Below are 16,778 nucleotides of genomic sequence, written 5' to 3'. Positions count from 1 at the left end.
CTGAATCAACATGAAAAATAAATTCATACTGACTTTATTGGCTACCCTGAGCCTCACGGCCTGTCAGGAAGAATTCCTGGACCTGGCCCCGATTTCTTCCGCCAGTACGGTAACTTTTTTTCGAACCCAGGCCGACATGATCACGGCCATCAATGGCGCATATGCTAGTTTACAGGCGGGAGGGCAGTACGGCAACTACTACATTCTGGGCGAAATCCCTTCTGACAATACGACGCCCGTGCTGTCGGGCTCCGTAACCGACCAGGACGAATTCGATAAATTTTACATCCGAACCACCAATCCGGTACTTTTGGCCCGCTGGAACGACGGCTACCGGGGCATCTACCGTTGCAACACCATCCTGGATCGGATCAACCCGGTACCCATGAACGAAACGCTTAAAACGCGCATTAGCGGAGAAGCGAAGTTTCTGCGGGCTCTGATGTACTTCAACCTGGTGCGGGTCTTTGGCGATGTACCTTTAGTACTAAAAGAAATCACCGACCCTGCCGAAGGCTACGGCTACGAACGGGCACCCGCCGCGGATGTATACCGGCAGATCATCCAGGATCTGCTTGATGCCGAGCAAGCACTACCTGCCACCTACCCTAGCGCGGACATCGGGCGAGCCACGCGCGGAGCCGCCAAAGGACTGCTCGGCAAGGTATATCTGACCAACAAGCAATACAACGAAGCCGCCGCCAAGTTGAAAGAAGTCATCGATAGTGGCGTCTATGATCTGTTGCCCAATTACGCCGACCTATTCAATGCCGCCAACAAAAACAATAAAGAGTCTTTGTTTGATGTACAGTACAAGAAAGGGTTGGTCCCGCGTGAAGGCAGCGGATTTGCTAACTCCTTTGCGCCCGAGAACTCGGGCAACGCGGTGGTGCAGTTTGGCGGTGGAGGCAACAACCGCCCTACGCCCGACATAGAGCAAGCCTACGAACCCGGCGATGTGCGTAAAAACGTATCCATGGCCACCAACTACACCAACGCACAGGGCAACCGGGTGGACTACTACTTTGTAAAAAAGTACCGGGACACGCCTGTTGTATCCGGCGATTCGGACGACAACTGGCCCGTACTGCGTTACGCCGACGTGCTGCTGATGTACGCCGAATGCCTCAACGAAACGGGCCGAACCGCCGAAGCCCTCCCCTACCTCAACCGGATCAGGACGCGCGCCGGCCTGGGTGAGCTGGCTATCAGTAGCCAGTCGGCCATGCGCCTGGCCCTGGAGCAGGAGCGCCGCGTGGAGCTGGCCTTTGAAGGCCACCGCTGGTTCGACCTCGTCCGCACGGACCGCGCCCTACCCGTGTTGCAAGCCAAAGCCGCCGCCATCGGGATTAAAACTACCCTCAGTGCCAATAACCTCATCTGGCCCGTTCCGCAGAGCCAGATCGACATCAACCCTACCAGGATTCGACAAAATCCGGGTTATTGATGGGTACTTTGGGGCATGGGGTTCGGGGCAAAGGGTACTTGGTGGATGCCGGAAAGTCCCTATCCTAGTGGTTCGGGGATACTTGGGTATTTTTCAAAAAAGTACCCAAATACCCCCGAACCCTTTGCCCAAAGCCATTACCCCTCTGCCACCAGGTACCTACAGCTGAGCCTCGGCGGGCAGTTCGGGCGAGTCGGCCTCGCCCCGTTCTATCAGGACGGCTTCGTAGAGCGAGGCAAAGGAGGCCTTGATCCAGATCAGGGCGGGCAGTATGCCTACGATAAAGCATAACAGGCCCAGGAAGAAAATAAAGACCGCCGTGGCCCCCAGCCCAAAGATACGCCAGCCGTGTCCGCTGGTCATTTTCCAGCTGGTCTCTACCGCCGCGATGGGGTCCAGGCCTTTGTCCATCACGAGGTAAGAAGTAAACGCCAGGCGGCACGCCACGATAATACCCGGAATAATGAGTGCTATCATACTAATGCCTATCAGGGCCGTCACCAGCAGGTGCGTCAGTACTACGTTGAGGTAGTTTTTGAAGGCCACCACAATGTCTTTCAGGTCCAGCTTTTGGTTGCGGATGGCTTGTATGAACAAGAGGTCGGCGCTGTAATCAAATACCGGCAGCAACAAAAGCCAATAGGCTACCGCGAGTATCTCAAGAAGTACCCAGGTGGCGGTACGATCGTAGGTACTCTTTTTCAGACTTTCCAGGGGGGCGTCGGCTATGCACAGCACCAGCACCACCAGCAGCAGCGGCAGAAAGTACTGCTTCATTTTTTGCCAGCCGAACGACAGGCTACCTTCCCAACGCGGGGGTACTAAGATGCTTCTATTTTCCATGACCTACTTGTTTTTTTGATGCGTTATTTTTGGTTCAAAGGTAGCCCCGGCCGCCCCGCCAAAACAGCTACTTAAGTAGTGATTTTCATAAACACTACTTAAGTATGGTAGTAGGAAAGGTAGGGTTGGATATTTTTGAAGCAAGAAATCGCCCGTTCTGTTCATGGATGTCAGTAGACTGTATAGCTGGATTGTATTTATGTTTTGTTTGGCCCTCACCGCCGGCGGAATCCTGGTTCTGTTCCGGCGTAGGGCGTACCAGCAGTACCCGGCATTCCGGTACTTTCAATACTACCTGATCCTGATCTATACCTTCGGTTTTTACGCGCTGTGGAGTCAGCGGTGGTTTCGCACCCTGTTTTTAACCTCCGACCGCTACGATACCCTGGCCCCGGCGGCCGACTTCCTGGTGGTGATCAGCGCCCCCTTTCTACTGGCCGGGAAGCTGATGTTCATTTTGTGGGCCGTACAACTGCTGGATGCACCGCGCCGCCGGGTTTTTGTTTATCCCGTGCTAACAAGTACCCTGCTGCTGGCCCTGCTGCTGTACGGAGCCTGGGCGCCGGGCCAACTCCCGCAAAGTACCTACCCCTGGTATGCCGGGCTGGTGCTGGTCGTTATCGTTTTCGTGGGTTCGCTGCTGGGTTTTGCCAAGCTTAGGTACTTTACCGGTGCCGCCAAGGCGAAGCTCGTGGGGCTGGTGGTGGGGCTGGGTGGCCTGCATGTGCCTTTGCTTTTCATCGTAGCGGAGCAGCCCACCTACGAGCTGGCGTTCCTTTTTCTTTATTTTCTCGGCCAAACGGCGCTGGGTATTTGCTTTGTTTACGCGGCCAAGCTTCCGCCGCTCCCCCAAGTACCCCTGGCAGGTACTTGGTCAGAACCGGCTACGTTTGCTTTTTTTGTGCAAAAATACGGCATTACGGCCCGGGAGGCGGAGGTAGTGCGGGAGATCTGCGCGGGCAAAACCAACCAGCAAATAGCGGATCATTTATTTGTGACCGTCCAAACCATCAAGGACCACACGCACCGCATCTACCAGAAAACCAACGTCAAGAGCCGTACGCAGCTGGCTTCCATGCTACGCGATTTTTCGAAGTAAACGGATCGGACCTGACTTGTAGGGGGGTACTTTCAGCGGACCGCCGCAACGTCATTGACCCGCTCCAGCTCTTCGTAAAACATCCGTTTGAGTAATTCCGAATGCTCAAAATCATTTACTTCCACTTCCGGATTTTTGTTCGTCCGGAACGAGCGCGTATAGACCGTCAGGATGGTTTTGGCGCTGGAGTAGTACGGGTGCGCAAAGTAGGAAAGGTAGGCTTCCACGCGGTAGGGTACTTCCCGATAGCCCAAGAAACGTTTTTCCCGCAAGGAAGTCTTAAAAATAAGCGTCACTTTTCCGGGCTGTTCGGTATGGAGGCTTAGCTTGGTGTTTTCGGAGGCCAGAGCCTTATGCAGTACATCGCTAAAGGCAGCGGGCGGAATCGAAAACTCCATATCGCCAATTTTGATCATGCTCACCAGCGACTGAATCTTCGTCAGCTCCTGGTGGCTCTGCTGGTAGCGGCTGGTGTTGATTTTCAGCGAGTCTTTCAACACGTAGAGCTGCTTTTCGAGCCGGGCACTCTGCTGCTTTCCTTCCTGCTCTACCTGCACCAGGTGGCCGGATATTGTCCGGATCTGTCCTTGCAGGCTGGCGGTATCTTTTTTGAGCTGCCCTAGCTGAGCCAGCACGCGCTTATTTTCGCGGTTGTGCTGCAAGAGACGTTCTTCCAGTTTTATCTGATTGCTTTCCAGGGTACTTATGACGCGCCGTAGCTGGCCGTTGAGGGAAATAATCGAGCGAATGCTATCCTTCAGGGCTTGGTTGTCCTGACTCATTTGCAGCCCCTTTTGCCGCTCGGTTTCGTATTTTTCCTTGTATTCATTGGAAAAAAAAGAAAACTGAGCCAAGCCGGGCGTCGATACGAGCCACACCAGCACCAATAAGCCGGACCATTTGTACTTATACATGTAGAGAAGAGCAGGATTAAGCAAAGCGTAAACTTGCCCAAAAATAGGTATAAAAAATAAATAAAGTACTTAACTAACGTCCAATTAGTTACTTAATGGCAGCCGGAAGGGGTACCTTAAGCCAATACGAAGAACCCGGTAGGTACCAGGCAGGTAGTTGATAAAAAGTAGGAAGGCTGCGAATTGCCCTTACTAGAGCAGGCGTGAATGGCCTACCTTCGTGCGTTTTTAGGTACTCCGTAGTTTGAGCGATCAAAAACCGTCAAAAAACCACCCCGCTGGGCGGCGCTCCGCCGTGCGGCATTCAAGCAGCAAAGTACCTTCCGCCAAGTACCCCTTCTACTCCCTGGTAAACCGAAAGGCCGTGTAGGGCATGGTGGTTTTGTAGGTAAACCGGCCCGGTTTTACCGTTGTTTGCTCGGTTATTTTCATGGCCCAGGTATCGATGATCTCCATTTTGTAGGGCGCGTTACCGCTCAGGTTTACCTCCACGGGCTGTCCGGCTTCGGCTACGTAGGCCAGGTAGTACGCGCCGGGTTTGGCAAAAACATGGAGGTTGGTAGCGAGCTTTTTCGGCTCGCCGAGGGCCGTGAACGCGGGCGTCATTTCAGACACGGGTGCCTGCTCCATGATGGACCTAAAGTACCTGATCCGTTCGGGGCTTTCGCCCACCAAAGTACCCCCCTTGGCCCACCAGCGTACTTCGGTGGCGTCGTCGGCGTCGTTTACAAAGGTGTCGCCGTGCGTGGGGTAGCCGCCGCTCAGGCCCGCCATCCAAAAATAACTGGCCATGTCTTGGCCCTTGAGATTGCCCCAGCCGCTGGGTACGTCGCCTTCGTAGCGCATCTCGTCGAAGAGCAGCGGTTTTTGGTAGCGCTCTCGCCATTTGATGGCGTTGTAGTACTGGGCGGTTTGGGTACTGACGTGCGTGACCCAAGGCCGCGAATGATCATAAAAATGATCCTCGGAGTCGTACCAGTTATGAATGCCGCGCAAGCGCTGGTGCGGATCTTCTTTTTGAAGCAGCGCCCCGATGCCCTCCCAGTCGATGGCCGTCTTGATCTTGGGCTCGTCCCATTCGTTGGCCAACGACCACCACACATTCCGGTAGGCCGACAAGCGGGCGATCATGGTACGGACGTACTGCTCGTTTAATTCCTTGCCCATGTTGCAGTACCCCCACGAATCGTAGGGATGAAACAGAATGACGTCGGCCTGGATGCCCATCTCGGAAAGCTGCGCGACCCGCTTTTCGAAATTCTGGAAGAATTCGTAGTTGGGCTGGGAGAAATCATTTTGGGTACCTTCCCTCTTGTAGGGGTACATCCACGGCTCCGACTTGTTGCCGTACTGGTACGACTTCGGAAAGACGCACATCCTGATTTTATTAAAAGGGGCCTGGGCCAGGGTAGCCAGGGTTTTGGCCTGGATGGACTGCTTCACGCTGGTCCACTGGTAGGCGGTGGTACCCACGCCATAGTAGGGAGTGCCGTCGGCGTATTGCAGGTAGTAGGTATTGACAATCCGGACCGGGCCATGATTGGTCCCCGTCGGCGGTACGCACCGAAAGGTACCTTTTTTGTTGGTCAGCTTGGGCGCGTTGCTTTTGGTTTGGTACGTCCAGCGGCCTTGGCTGGGCGGCGAAAACCGAACGCGGTAGGTACCCTGGCCGTCGTAAAAGCCCGGAATCACCAGGCTTTCCTGGCCCTTTTTAAAGGTAGCTTCGAGCTCCACTTCCAGAAACGGATTTCCGGCAGTGGGACCTTCCAGTACCAGCTCATACACCGCCCATTGCTCCACCGTAGATTCCTTATTGCGCTGGTGCAGACTCATCAATAAGACCACCAAAGGGAGTAGCCCACAAACGATTCTCTTCATGTTCGGTAGGGGGTTTAGTAAGTTCAGTACCAGCCAAAAGCAAGCTCCGACCGGAAACTACCCCTGCGGAAGGGTGAAATTACCTCAGCGCGCGGGAGGTTTCTCCGGCGGACCGCGCCCTAAATCCCCCGCTCCTTTCCGAAGCGGGGGATATTTGAAGTACCTTCCCGGAGGTACTTTAAGGGTACTTTGGCTTACTTAAAACCAAAAAGCAGCGGGAATAAAAAGGCAACGACGGCCGCCCAGCCTAGATAAATGGGCAAGAAAGCCGAAATAGGCTTCCCTACTTCGCTGAGCGGTACCTGCCGCCGAAGTACCCGTAAGAGCTGGGCCGTAACGAGCAGGAGGTTGATCAGGATCAGGATATTGCTCCCCAGCACGGCGGCCCGGTTGGGCGTAAAGCCCCACGCCGACACCCGAAACAGAATGGCCGAGAGCGCGACGCCGTTGACGAGTACCGTGACGACGGACAGCAGAAACAGCACCAGTACCTCGGCCCGGTGGAGGTTGGACTGGGTACCTTCGGCCACCGAAAAGAAAATGAGCGCCATCACCCCCACCAGCACGGCGTTGAATAGCAGCAGAAATTCACGGTCGTTGTAGGGATCTTTGCCCGAAAAAAGAATAGCGACCAGGTACACCACCAGGGTCACGAGCACCAGCGGACTAAACAGCCGGGCGATCACGGGCGACACTTTATGCACCACCTGCGGAATGGCCTGCGTCAGGTAGGTACCTACGAGCGGAGCCGCCGCCAGCCCAAACACCACGACGTATTGCGCGTAGAACTCTTCGATTTGGTACCCGATCAGCGAGAAAAGCCCGATGGTGACGGCGGTCAGTAGGCCCCCGGCCAGCAGCAGGATGGCACCCATCACCACCAGGTCGCCGTTGTAGCGCAGGTACCCCAGCCGCCGGTCGGCGCTAGTGGGCTTCGGCCCCACAAAAGCGTAACCAACCAGCCCCCATAAAAGTACCTGCAGGTACCCGCAGGCCAGCAGCAGCGTGTCGCTCTGGGGGTACCTGGGCAGCACATTGATATAGACCAGCGCCAGCAGCATGGCTCCTCCGATCAGCCCGATTTGCTGCCCGGAAAGTTTGTTTTTGCGGACAAAGTAGGCGGCCAAAAAGGGAAATACCAGGAAGCCGATGTTGCGCGTGTAGAAGTATTCTTCGTCGATGGAAAAGAGGACCGGCAGCTTGGCCAAAGTACCCGCAATTGCCGCAGCAACGAGTACAAAAAGCAAATCCCGGCCGCTGCTCAAGGTACTTTCGGGCGAGGGGTAGTTGAGCCGTTCGTGCCAAAAGGTAGCGCCGGGGGTACTTTTGAGCTCGGGATACAGCGCCTGGAACGCTTGCCGGAAGGTGGCCGTATCGCTCCGGTACAACTGCTCAAGCTGCCGGGGGTTTTCCAGATTCACTAAAATTTCGTCTTTCATGGGGCTTTGTTTTTGGGGTAAGTGTTTGTTAAAAAGAAGGGGTACTTAGAGAGTCGAATTAATAGGCTTTGCCAATAAACAAAGCACTTTGTATTTCAAAGTATGTAGGCAAAAAAATAGCCTACGGTTTATTGGTCATAATAAGGCGCTCCAGGGCATCCAAGTGGCTGACGAAGGCGTCTCGTCCGGTGGGGGTAGCACCGTAGCGGGTGTTGGGTTTGCGGCCCACAAATTGTTTCTCTACCCATATATAGCGCTCCTCTTCCAGGGCACGCAGGTGGCTGGCCAGGTTGCCGTCGGTGAGTTGAAGTGCTTCTTTCAGGTAGGCAAAATCGACGCTTTCCTCCACCATGAGTACCGACATAATACCCAGGCGAGCCCGGCTCTCAAAGCTTTTGTTGATGTCTTTCAGGTATTCCTTCACGTTTTCCATAGGTACTTTCCAATCAAATCCCGACCGTCTGCTACCGCATGCCGGCCTTTTCGTATTTGTAATAAATTAACGCCCCGTAGGCCACGTGCAGCGCCCCGAAGCCCAGCGTCCAGGCCAGCAGTCCGTGCGCCACAAAAAAACAGGCCAGCAGGCCCAGCACGGTTTCAAAAATACCCAGGTACCGGATCTCGTCGAAGGTGTACTTGCTGCTGTTGATGAGGGCCAGGCCGTAAAACAGCAGCATCGACGGGGCCACCAGGTACAGCAGGCCGTGGTAGTACAAGGCCAGGCAGAAGAGCCCGCCAGCGGCCATCGGGATACAGAGGTTGATGACCAGCCGCCGCCCCTGGCTGTGCCATACCGGCTGCTTGGTTTTTTGGGCTTTGAGGTAGGTAAAATACACGGCGCTCCCGGCAGCCAGCACCAGTACCGCCGCCGCCGTTAGCGCCAGGAAGGTCACCGCCCCGGCGTTTGGGTTAGGGCCGTAAATAGCCTGGTAGCTCAGCCCGTGCCGATTGAAGTACCAGCCAACTACCCCCGCCCCCACCAGCGCGATCAGGCCTACCGTCATTCCGGACCATCCACTGAGGGCGTGAAAACGCGAGGAGCGATCCATGAGTTGGCGGATCTCCTGCAAGGCGGCCAGAGGTTCGTGCTTTTGCATAAAAACAAAGTACTTTGAGAAACAAAGTTAGAATAAAAGTTTATTTATTCATCAGTACAAAGGTACTTTTTTTTAAAAAGCCTCTATCCCCCCGCCCTTTCTCCGGCGGAGAAAGGGAGCTTAGTAGGGTACTTTTAAATAAAAAGTACCCTATGTCTACAGCCCTTTGCCATAAAGTACCCCTTTACCCAACGCCCCAAAGTACCCAGCGCCCAATGCCCTCTGCCCAAAGCCCTTACCCCTCTGCCCTATCATTCGCTCCGCAGGCTCTCCACCGGGTTGAGGAGGGCGGCCCGGACGCTTTGGTAGCTCACCGTCAGCAGCGCCAGCGTCACCGACAAAGTACCTGCCAGCGCCAGTACCCACCAAGGTAGCTCGATCCGGTAGGCGAAGTCCTGCAGCCACTGCTGCATCAGGTACCAGGCCGCGGGCGTAGCGAGCAGGATGGCCAGCAGCACCAGTTTTACGAAGTCCTGGGAAAGCAGCACCACCACGCCCATGACGCTGGCCCCCAGTACCTTCCGGATGCCGATCTCCTTGGTGCGCTGAAGTACTACGTGCGACACCAGCCCGTACAGGCCCAGGCAGCAGATCAGGATGGCCAGGCCGGTGAAAGCGTTCGTCAGGCGCGCCATTAGGTTTTCGGTTTGGTAAAAACGTGCTACCTGCTCATCCAGAAACTCGTAGGTAAATACGTCGTTGGGGTACAGCTGCTGCCACGTCTGCCGGATCTGCGCCAGCGTCCGGGCCGGATCGTGGCCCGAAATACGGATACCCGCGTGGATATACCAGTCGGCCCGGCTGGCAATGATGCAGGGGCCTATTTCCTCCCGCAGGGATTTTTGGTGAAAATCCTTCACCACACCTACAATGGGCAGGGGTACTTCGGAGAGGTAGTATTGCAGCTTTTTGCCCAGTACCTGCTCCGGATCGTGAAAGCCGAGCCGACGGAGCAGGGTTTCGTTGATGAGGTACTCCCGGATGGTATCGCTGGGCGCGATACTACGGCCCGCCAGCAGCCGCAGTCCGTAGGTACTTAGGTAGTCGGCGTCGGCCAGGCGGTGCCGCACCGGAAACAGCTCCCAGTCGGGTTTTTCGTCGAATTTAAAGGAGCCCCCGTAACCAAGCTCGCTGGCCGGTGCGTGGTGGCTCAGGCTCACGGCCCGGACGTCGGTGTACTGCGCCAGCTTTTGCTTGAAGGCATCCTGCGCCGACTTGGTGCCGTAGGGTAGCGGCACCACGACTACGTTTTCTTTCTGAAAGCCCAGGTCGGCGCGCTGCATGTACCTTACCTGCTGCGCCACCACCAGCGCCCCCAGAACAAGTACCTGACACACCGCAAACTGGGTCACGACAAGCACCTTGCGCACCGTAAAGCCCCGGCCCGAGGCCGCCGATAGCTTACCCCGCAGCGCCGCCCAGGGCGAAAAGCCCGAAAGTACCCCCGCGGGGTACCCGCCCGCCAGCAGTACCACTACCCCCAGCAGCAAGCCCACAAAGGCCAGCGTGGGGCCGTCGGGTCGGAAGGCCAGCCGCAGCGCTACCCAGCGGTTGAATACGGGCAGGGCCAGCCACGCCAGCAAAGTACCCAGCGCGGTAGCCACCAGGATGACGAGGGTCGTTTCGAGCAAAAACTGCCTGATCAGCTGCCCGCGCGAGCTCCCCAGGCTTTTGCGTACCCCTACCTCCTTGCTCCGCCCGAGCGCCTGCGCGGTAGCGAGGTTGATAAAATTGATGCAAGCCGCCCCGATCAGCAGCGCTCCCACCACCGCCAGCGACACCAGCAACGAAGCCCGAATGGCCCCGCCGCCCCGCGCCACGTCGAAATGAAATTCCCGCATGGGCTGCACCACAAACTGAAATACGGAGGCGTCGGCCCCGTAGTGTTTTTGGGCTAGCGCCGGGAGCGCCTGCTGGAGGCTACTGGCCGCGGCGGGGTCTTTCAGCGTGAAGTAGAGCCGGTGGGTACTGTTGAGGTAGTACCAGTCGTTCGGGTCAAAATCGGGGTACAGGCTTTTCAGCGTAGCCAGAGAAATAAATAGCCCCACTTCGGTGTCTGTCGTTGGGGGCGGGTCGGCCAGCAGGCCCGTCACGGTGGCTTCGGTTTTATTGTTTAGCGTAAGTACCTGGCCGATGGGGTTTTCGTTGCCAAAGTACCTCCGCGCCCAGGTTTCGGTCAGCACCACGCTGTTGGGCGCGCGCAGGGCGGTTTCGGGGTTTCCCCGCAGCCAGGTGTAGCTCAGGATCTGGAACCACTCGGGCTCGGTGAGGGCCGTTCGGCCGTGCTCCAGAAACCGCCTGGGGGTACTTGCGCCCGCCCGCCGCACACTTACGGTCAGGTCGCGGTTCATCATCAGGAAGGCCGCCTGCTCTACCTGCGGGTACTCTTCCCGAAGTACCCGCGCCATCGGCAGGGGCGCTTCGGGGTTGTATTCTACCGAGCCATCGGCCAGGTGCAGGTCGGTGCTGATCCGAAAAAGGCGGTCGTACTGGGCGTGGTGCCGGTCGAAGCGCAGGTGGTACTGCACGTACAGGAAAATCAGCAAGGTACCGGCTATCCCCACCGAAAGCCCCAGGGTATTGAGCAGCGCGTAGCTCCGTTGGGTACGCAGGTTGCGCCAGGCGGTTTTGAAATAATGCTTCCACATAAAAATGTCCGTACGCGGATGATTGGCCCATCAAGGTACGGACAAATAGGCATGGCGGGCTGTTAAAAAAAGTTAAGGTGGAAGCCCTATTCCCTCACCTCCTACCCGCCCCTTCTTTTCCGGCTTTGTTATCTCGATCTATTTCAGTACTAGATCGTTGGAATACCCAGCTCCCGCTCCGTTTCCTCGATCAGCTTCTGAATTTCTTTTTTGGTTTTACCCGGCGTATTGATGGTACGTTCGTAGACAAACTCTTCGCCGTCGAGGATATATTCATACCGGAGTTTTAAGCGCCCGGCTAAGGTATCTTCTTCCGTCGTTTTTCGGAAATCGGGATGGCCGAAAATAGCCGCCGCTCGTGTCTGTACCAATTCGGGCGCATTCTGGCTTATACTTCCCCGTTTGATGGGGTCCGGCCTTTGCAAGGAAGACGACTGCGCCTGGGTACTCAGACAGGTACCTAGCAATAGCACGAATAGAATGGATCTTTTCATTGTTTTCTTGGTTATTCAGTTCTTAATGATTTCACCGGGTTCATCAGCGCCGCCCGGATGGCCTGGAAGCTAATTGTCAGTAAGGCCAGGGTTATGATAACTACTCCTACCAAGGCAAAAATCCACCAGCTTATTTCCGTACGGTAGAAAAAATCCTGTAGCCATTTATCCATTCCATAATAGGCTATTGGCAAAGCAATCACGATCGCAACGGCAACTAACTTTACAAAATCTACGGACAACAGCCTCACTACTCCGAGCACATCGGCTCCCAGTACTTTCCGGATACTTATCTCTTTCAAACGAGCCTGAGTGGTAAAGGTAATCAGGCCAAATAACCCCATGCAGGCTACAAAAATAGCTACAGTCGTAAAAATCCGAATCATTTTTAGCATTCGCATTTCGGCTAAAAAAGAATTGTTGAAATCTTCATCCAAAAATGAATATTCAAAAGGCCGCTCCGACTCATACTTCTTGTAGAGCCTTTCGAGCAGGGCAATCTTTTGTTGAATATCATCTTTGGGTCCTAGACGAACTTGCAAGAATCGAAACCCTTTTTTGGGCTCTTTGCCGCTATGAATTCGTACGATGAAAGGCTTATTTTCACTTCGGGCATTTCCTATATCAAAATCTTCCAGCACGCCCGCTATTTTTATACTGTTACCGACCGGGTCAGTGGATAGCTCTTGCCCGATGGCTTGGCTACTGGTAAGCCCCAATTCTTTTAGCGCCAATTCATTAATCACGAGATAAAAACCCTCATGGTTCGGCAATACATTTTTATCGAGCTCTATTTTCCAGCGCATACCCATATTCTGAACAAAATCCTCATCTACATCAAACTGCCCGATCGTTAACTCCTTTTTATCACGCGGATTCAAATAAGGATAACCTGCGTACCCTCTATGAAAAAAAGCATCAGAGGTACTTACATGTTGTATTCCGTATTGGTCAAATAGTTCATTTTTGAATGTTTGGCTTCTCTTTGCTCCCATTGCGCCTAAGCGAATATTCAAAACCTGATCTCTGTTAAAGCCCGGGTCTTTTTCTTTCATATAGGTAACTTGCTTCTGAATCACCAGGCTGCTCAATACCAAGGCCGTGGAAACTACAAATTGTAAGACAATAAATATATGGCGTAGCGATCCGCCGTTATTCTTACTCAGGAAATTTCCTTTCAATACTTTGGCCGGAGCAAATTTTGATAAAACAAGGGATGGGTAGATGCCTGCTATAAAGGTACTTCCCATAAGAATAATGACCAATGCCACTATGAAGGGCAGACTTTTAAGAAAAGCGAGGTCTATCTCTAAACCTAAAAGCTCATTGAAAGGCTGACGAAATACCCCTATCAAGCTCAAAGCCAGTAGAAACGCGACCATAATTACCAAAACGGATTCGGTAAAAAATTGACCTACTAAGCCTAGCCTGTTCACTCCTAATGTCTTACGAACGCCTACTTCCTTTGCCCGAGCAGTGGACCTTGCGGTAGTGAGGTTGATATAGTTAAAGAGCGCCAGAAACAGGATGGAAGCGGCAATCCAGAAAAAAATCCCGACCAGTTTGGTGTTCGATTTATTATTATAGGTATAACTAGCTCCGAAATGCAAATTCTTCAAGGGCTCCAGGAGGTACATGTCCTTCTCTTTATAATTCATAGCCTGTAAGAATTTGCAGGCAGGTGCAATGCTTTTTTCTACCTTGTCTGCCGATCCCTGTGCGTCAAGGAGTAGGTACGTTTCAAAATTGGCCAAAAAATCAAAGGCGAATTCATTTAAAATGGAAAACGTCTTAACGGAGGAGATAAAATCAAATTGAAGCGTAGCGTTGGTTGGAGGATTATCCATTACACCAGTCACCTCGAAGAGATGCTCTCCTTTGTAGAGCATCTTCTTACCCAACGGATTTTCGTCACCAAAATATTTTTCTGCGATCCGCTTTGAGATGACTAAAGTAAAAGGATTCGCTAGAAAAGTTTTAGGATTTCCCTGGCGAATGTTAAAAGTAAAGATTGAAAAAAAAGTACTATCTACAAAGGCGAACGATTTCTCCGCCTTCAGCTCGGTTGATTGGTCGGGATTTCTTATAAGTACCTCGCTATCTCTCCATATCCGGGTGTATTTCTGGATTTCCGGATTATTTTCGGCCAGATGCGGGGCCAACTTGCTACTAAATCCGGGATAGGAGACCTCCTTGCCCTTCTCTACGTTCCAGCTTAGTATCCTGAAAATCCGTTCTTCATTTTCATGAAATCGGTCATAGCTCCATTCGTGCAGTACAAATTGTACAATAAGTATGGAAACAGTCATTCCCACGCTTAGCCCTAAAACATTGATCACGGAAAACAATCGACTTTTCCAGAGGTTTCTAAACGCTATTTTAAAATAGTTGTGGATCATAGCTGAATTAAGGGGTTAGTAGGTTGTAATCACTCCGTCTTCAATGATTTCACCGGGTTCATCAGCGCCGCCCGGATGGCCTGGAAGCTCACCGTAGCCAGGGCGATCAGGACCGCCGACATGCCTGCCAGGGCAAAAACAGACCAAGAGATGGTCGTTTTGTACGCAAAGGCTGACAGCCACTTGTGCATGATCCACCCAGCCAGAGGCGAGGCGATGAGAATCGCTAGTAATACCAATTTGAGGAAATCGAACGAAAGCAACTGGGCGATTCCAAACGTGGATGAACCCAGTACTTTCCGAATACCGATTTCTTTGGTACGCTGCTCGGCCGTAAACGTGGCCAGTCCAAACAGCCCCAGGCAAGCGATAAAAATCGCCATAAGCGCGAAATAGCGGATTAGCTGCGCGGTTCTTTCTTCTTTTTCGTAGTTTTTTTGAAAGTCTTTATCCAGAAACGAATACTCAAAGGGAGAGCCGGGATTGATTTTCTTCCATACGCCCTCAATGTGGGTCAATATACGCTCGTAGTTGGCACTTTTTATATCCAGAATGGCGTAGTTGTTTGTAGAGCTAAACAAAGGCAAAACACTGAGGGCTAAGGGCTTTATTTCGTGCTGTAAGCCTTCGAAGTGGTAGTTCTTCACTACCCCGATGATCTGCATCGTCTTCTGCTGACCCTGAAACTCAAAGTAGATTCTCTTGCCCACCGCATTAGCCTGCGAATAGCCAAGCTTATTCACCGCTGCTTCATTAAGTACCAATGCCGTAGAATCCGCCGTAAACGCTGTCGAAAACCCTCTTCCTTCGATCAGTTGAATCCCCAAGGTTTTGATATAATCGGTATCTACGTAGGCCATACTAATCTCTAAGTTCTCTTGGAGGGACGTATTTTCTTTATAAAAGAGCATAGAGATTACATTTTCTATCCCAGGGTAGGTCGCTCCCTTCGTCGAGGCTATCACCTGAGCATTCTTCGTCAGCTCAGTTTTCAAAACGTCATAATTCGCGAAGGCTTCGGTACTTTGCAGGGGAATGACCAATTTCTGATTTTTGTTAAATCCTAAATTTTGGGTACTTAGGTACTTCATCTGCTGGTCGATCAGGATGGCTCCCAGAATCAGGACGATGGAGATCGTAAACTGAAACACCACCAACCCTTTGCGAATTAAAACCTCAGAAACGCTGGTTTTTAGTTTGCCTTTCAGCGAAGCAATGGGTGTAAAAGAAGACAAGTAAAACGCCGGGTAAATTCCTGCTAGTAAGCCGGTCACCATCGCCATGACCACCACCCCAAAGACTACTGGGGGGTGCTCAAAGAAGGACAAACTTTTGCCCGTCAGTTGGTTGAATACCGGAACCAGTACCTGGATAAAAAACACCGCAAGGAGCAGCGCCAGAAAACTCAGCAAGACCGATTCGCCCAGAAATTGTCCGACCAAGGTACCTTTTAAGGCCCCGATGGCTTTTCTGATGCCTACCTCTTTGGTTCTTTTTCCGCTCCGAGCCGTGCTTAGATTCATAAAATTAACGCAGGCGATCAGCAGTAAAAAGGCCGCGATGGAACCTAGTATATACAGGTACTTACTATTGCCGTTTGGGGCAATCTCAAACCCAAAGTTTGAATGAAGATAAATAGACCGAAGCGGCTGCAGAAATAACCTCCGGCTGTAACCGGCTGCCTTGTAATCGTCCCCGCCGTTCCGGTTTAGAAAAGGCTCAAGTTTGGCTTCGAGCGGTTCCGGGCTACTTCCTTCACGGAGCTTGAGGTAGGTATGAAAAACGGTATTGGCGGCCCAGTTGGTCTGAGATTTGACCCACTGCCCCACGTCATCGTTGTTCATCGACAGGAAAAGATGCGCCGGAATGTGTGACTTGCGGCCGGAGTTGGCCAATACGCCCGTTACGGTATAATCCGTAGCTCCAAAAGGAAGCGTTACCTGAATGACCTGGCCAATCGGGTCAGCGCTCCCAAAGAGCTTCGAGGCCATTTGCTCCGATATAATAAGGGAATTGGGCTGGTTTAGCGCCGTACTTTTGTCGCCTACCTTGAAATCGTAGCTAAAGAGTTGGAAGAAGGTAGAATCTACATAAAAGCCGTTGACTTCATAAAACTGCTTTTGGGTCTCTTTATTTTTAAGAAGAAATTTATCAACGCCCGGCATCCGTAATAAACGGGTCGTTTGCTCCACCTCCGGAAAATCTTTTTTTAACCCTGCGGCCACCGGAGCGGCGGCCGCTACCCAGGTTTCACCTTTTACTTCGGAGGCAATCCGGTAAATTCGGTCTGCCCCCTGATGATGCAAATCGTAGCTAAGCTCATCAACGACATACAACGCAATGAGCGTACAGGTCGATATCCCGATGGCCAGCCCCAGCACATTGATGAAGGTATACAGCTTACTATGCAGTATGTTCCTCAGGGCTATTTTGAAGTAGTTACGGATCATGGCGTTACTTGCTTTAAATAATCAAGGTACTTGGTGATCAAGGGTACTTTATTCATGAGTTATGACGAAA

General features: G+C 52.8%; 12 protein-coding genes. 2 read left to right on the top strand and 10 right to left on the bottom strand.

The features are described 5' to 3' along the window. Nucleotides 1-10: 10 nt before the first annotated feature. The gene (locus tag HNQ92_RS18530; RefSeq protein ID WP_184175991.1) at nt 11-1,447 is read left to right on the top strand and encodes a RagB/SusD family nutrient uptake outer membrane protein; all 1,437 of its coding nucleotides are present in this window, start codon (nt 11-13) and stop codon (nt 1,445-1,447) included. Nucleotides 1,448-1,606: 159 nt separating this feature from the next. Here the strand turns inward: HNQ92_RS18530 and HNQ92_RS18525 are convergent, their stop codons facing one another. Then, complete coding sequence (locus HNQ92_RS18525; RefSeq protein WP_184175989.1) at nt 1,607-2,290, bottom strand: hypothetical protein; 684 nt, start codon at nt 2,288-2,290, stop codon at nt 1,607-1,609. Between the two features lie 163 nt (nt 2,291-2,453). Between HNQ92_RS18525 and HNQ92_RS18520 the strand changes: the two genes are divergently transcribed. Next, nucleotides 2,454-3,389 carry a response regulator transcription factor gene (locus tag HNQ92_RS18520; RefSeq protein ID WP_184175986.1) on the top strand — a complete coding sequence of 312 codons (936 nt, stop codon included), beginning with the start codon at nt 2,454-2,456 and terminating at the stop codon, nt 3,387-3,389. A 32-nt stretch (nt 3,390-3,421) separates the two neighbouring features. Here HNQ92_RS18520 and HNQ92_RS18515 read toward each other — a convergent pair whose 3' ends face one another. From HNQ92_RS18515 to HNQ92_RS18475, 9 genes are all read right to left on the bottom strand, one after another. After that, a complete protein-coding gene (locus HNQ92_RS18515) occupies nt 3,422-4,303 on the bottom strand; it encodes a hypothetical protein (RefSeq protein WP_184175983.1) in 882 nt (293 codons plus the stop codon). A gap of 339 nt (nt 4,304-4,642) precedes the next feature. After that, nucleotides 4,643-6,181: a DUF5060 domain-containing protein gene (locus HNQ92_RS18510; protein ID WP_184175981.1), complete on the bottom strand. Its 1,539-nt coding sequence runs from the start codon at nt 6,179-6,181 to the stop codon at nt 4,643-4,645. A 194-nt stretch (nt 6,182-6,375) separates the two neighbouring features. Then, nucleotides 6,376-7,620 (bottom strand): hypothetical protein, encoded by a 1,245-nt coding sequence (locus tag HNQ92_RS18505; protein ID WP_184175979.1) that lies wholly within the window; start codon nt 7,618-7,620, stop codon nt 6,376-6,378. 121 nt (nt 7,621-7,741) lie between these two features. After that, the gene (locus tag HNQ92_RS18500; RefSeq protein ID WP_184175977.1) at nt 7,742-8,053 is read right to left on the bottom strand and encodes a winged helix-turn-helix domain-containing protein; all 312 of its coding nucleotides are present in this window, start codon (nt 8,051-8,053) and stop codon (nt 7,742-7,744) included. Nucleotides 8,054-8,084: 31 nt separating this feature from the next. Beyond that, nucleotides 8,085-8,717, bottom strand: a complete 633-nt coding sequence (locus HNQ92_RS18495) for a hypothetical protein (protein WP_184175975.1) — start codon at nt 8,715-8,717, stop codon at nt 8,085-8,087. 251 nt (nt 8,718-8,968) lie between these two features. Further along, the gene (locus tag HNQ92_RS18490; protein ID WP_184175973.1) at nt 8,969-11,365 is read right to left on the bottom strand and encodes an ABC transporter permease; all 2,397 of its coding nucleotides are present in this window, start codon (nt 11,363-11,365) and stop codon (nt 8,969-8,971) included. A gap of 149 nt (nt 11,366-11,514) precedes the next feature. Continuing rightward, nucleotides 11,515-11,859 carry a hypothetical protein gene (locus tag HNQ92_RS18485; protein ID WP_184175971.1) on the bottom strand — a complete coding sequence of 115 codons (345 nt, stop codon included), beginning with the start codon at nt 11,857-11,859 and terminating at the stop codon, nt 11,515-11,517. Nucleotides 11,860-11,870: 11 nt separating this feature from the next. After that, the gene (locus HNQ92_RS18480; RefSeq protein ID WP_184175969.1) at nt 11,871-14,258 is read right to left on the bottom strand and encodes an ABC transporter permease; all 2,388 of its coding nucleotides are present in this window, start codon (nt 14,256-14,258) and stop codon (nt 11,871-11,873) included. A gap of 29 nt (nt 14,259-14,287) precedes the next feature. After that, entirely contained in the window at nt 14,288-16,708 is a 2,421-nt protein-coding gene (locus HNQ92_RS18475) for an ABC transporter permease (protein ID WP_184175967.1), read from the bottom strand. Between the last annotated feature and the right edge of the window lie 70 nt (nt 16,709-16,778).

This window comes from Rhabdobacter roseus (assembly GCF_014202275.1).
Classification (GTDB): domain Bacteria; phylum Bacteroidota; class Bacteroidia; order Cytophagales; family Spirosomataceae; genus Rhabdobacter; species Rhabdobacter roseus.
This window is presented reverse-complemented; position numbering and strand designations above follow the sequence as displayed.

What these genes read in the sequence shown, in the direction of transcription:
- HNQ92_RS18485 (WP_184175971.1), bottom strand. Translation starts at nt 11,859, where the DNA reads ATGAAAAGATCCATTCTATTCGTGCTATTGCTAGGTACCTGTCTGAGT.
- HNQ92_RS18480 (WP_184175969.1), bottom strand. Translation starts at nt 14,258, where the DNA reads ATGATCCACAACTATTTTAAAATAGCGTTTAGAAACCTCTGGAAAAGT.
- HNQ92_RS18500 (WP_184175977.1), bottom strand. Translation starts at nt 8,053, where the DNA reads ATGGAAAACGTGAAGGAATACCTGAAAGACATCAACAAAAGCTTTGAG.
- HNQ92_RS18525 (WP_184175989.1), bottom strand. Translation starts at nt 2,290, where the DNA reads ATGGAAAATAGAAGCATCTTAGTACCCCCGCGTTGGGAAGGTAGCCTG.
- HNQ92_RS18490 (WP_184175973.1), bottom strand. Translation starts at nt 11,365, where the DNA reads ATGTGGAAGCATTATTTCAAAACCGCCTGGCGCAACCTGCGTACCCAA.
- HNQ92_RS18520 (WP_184175986.1), top strand. Translation starts at nt 2,454, where the DNA reads ATGGATGTCAGTAGACTGTATAGCTGGATTGTATTTATGTTTTGTTTG.
- HNQ92_RS18495 (WP_184175975.1), bottom strand. Translation starts at nt 8,717, where the DNA reads ATGCAAAAGCACGAACCTCTGGCCGCCTTGCAGGAGATCCGCCAACTC.
- HNQ92_RS18475 (WP_184175967.1), bottom strand. Translation starts at nt 16,708, where the DNA reads ATGATCCGTAACTACTTCAAAATAGCCCTGAGGAACATACTGCATAGT.
- HNQ92_RS18530 (WP_184175991.1), top strand. Translation starts at nt 11, where the DNA reads ATGAAAAATAAATTCATACTGACTTTATTGGCTACCCTGAGCCTCACG.
- HNQ92_RS18505 (WP_184175979.1), bottom strand. Translation starts at nt 7,620, where the DNA reads ATGAAAGACGAAATTTTAGTGAATCTGGAAAACCCCCGGCAGCTTGAG.
- HNQ92_RS18510 (WP_184175981.1), bottom strand. Translation starts at nt 6,181, where the DNA reads ATGAAGAGAATCGTTTGTGGGCTACTCCCTTTGGTGGTCTTATTGATG.
- HNQ92_RS18515 (WP_184175983.1), bottom strand. Translation starts at nt 4,303, where the DNA reads ATGTATAAGTACAAATGGTCCGGCTTATTGGTGCTGGTGTGGCTCGTA.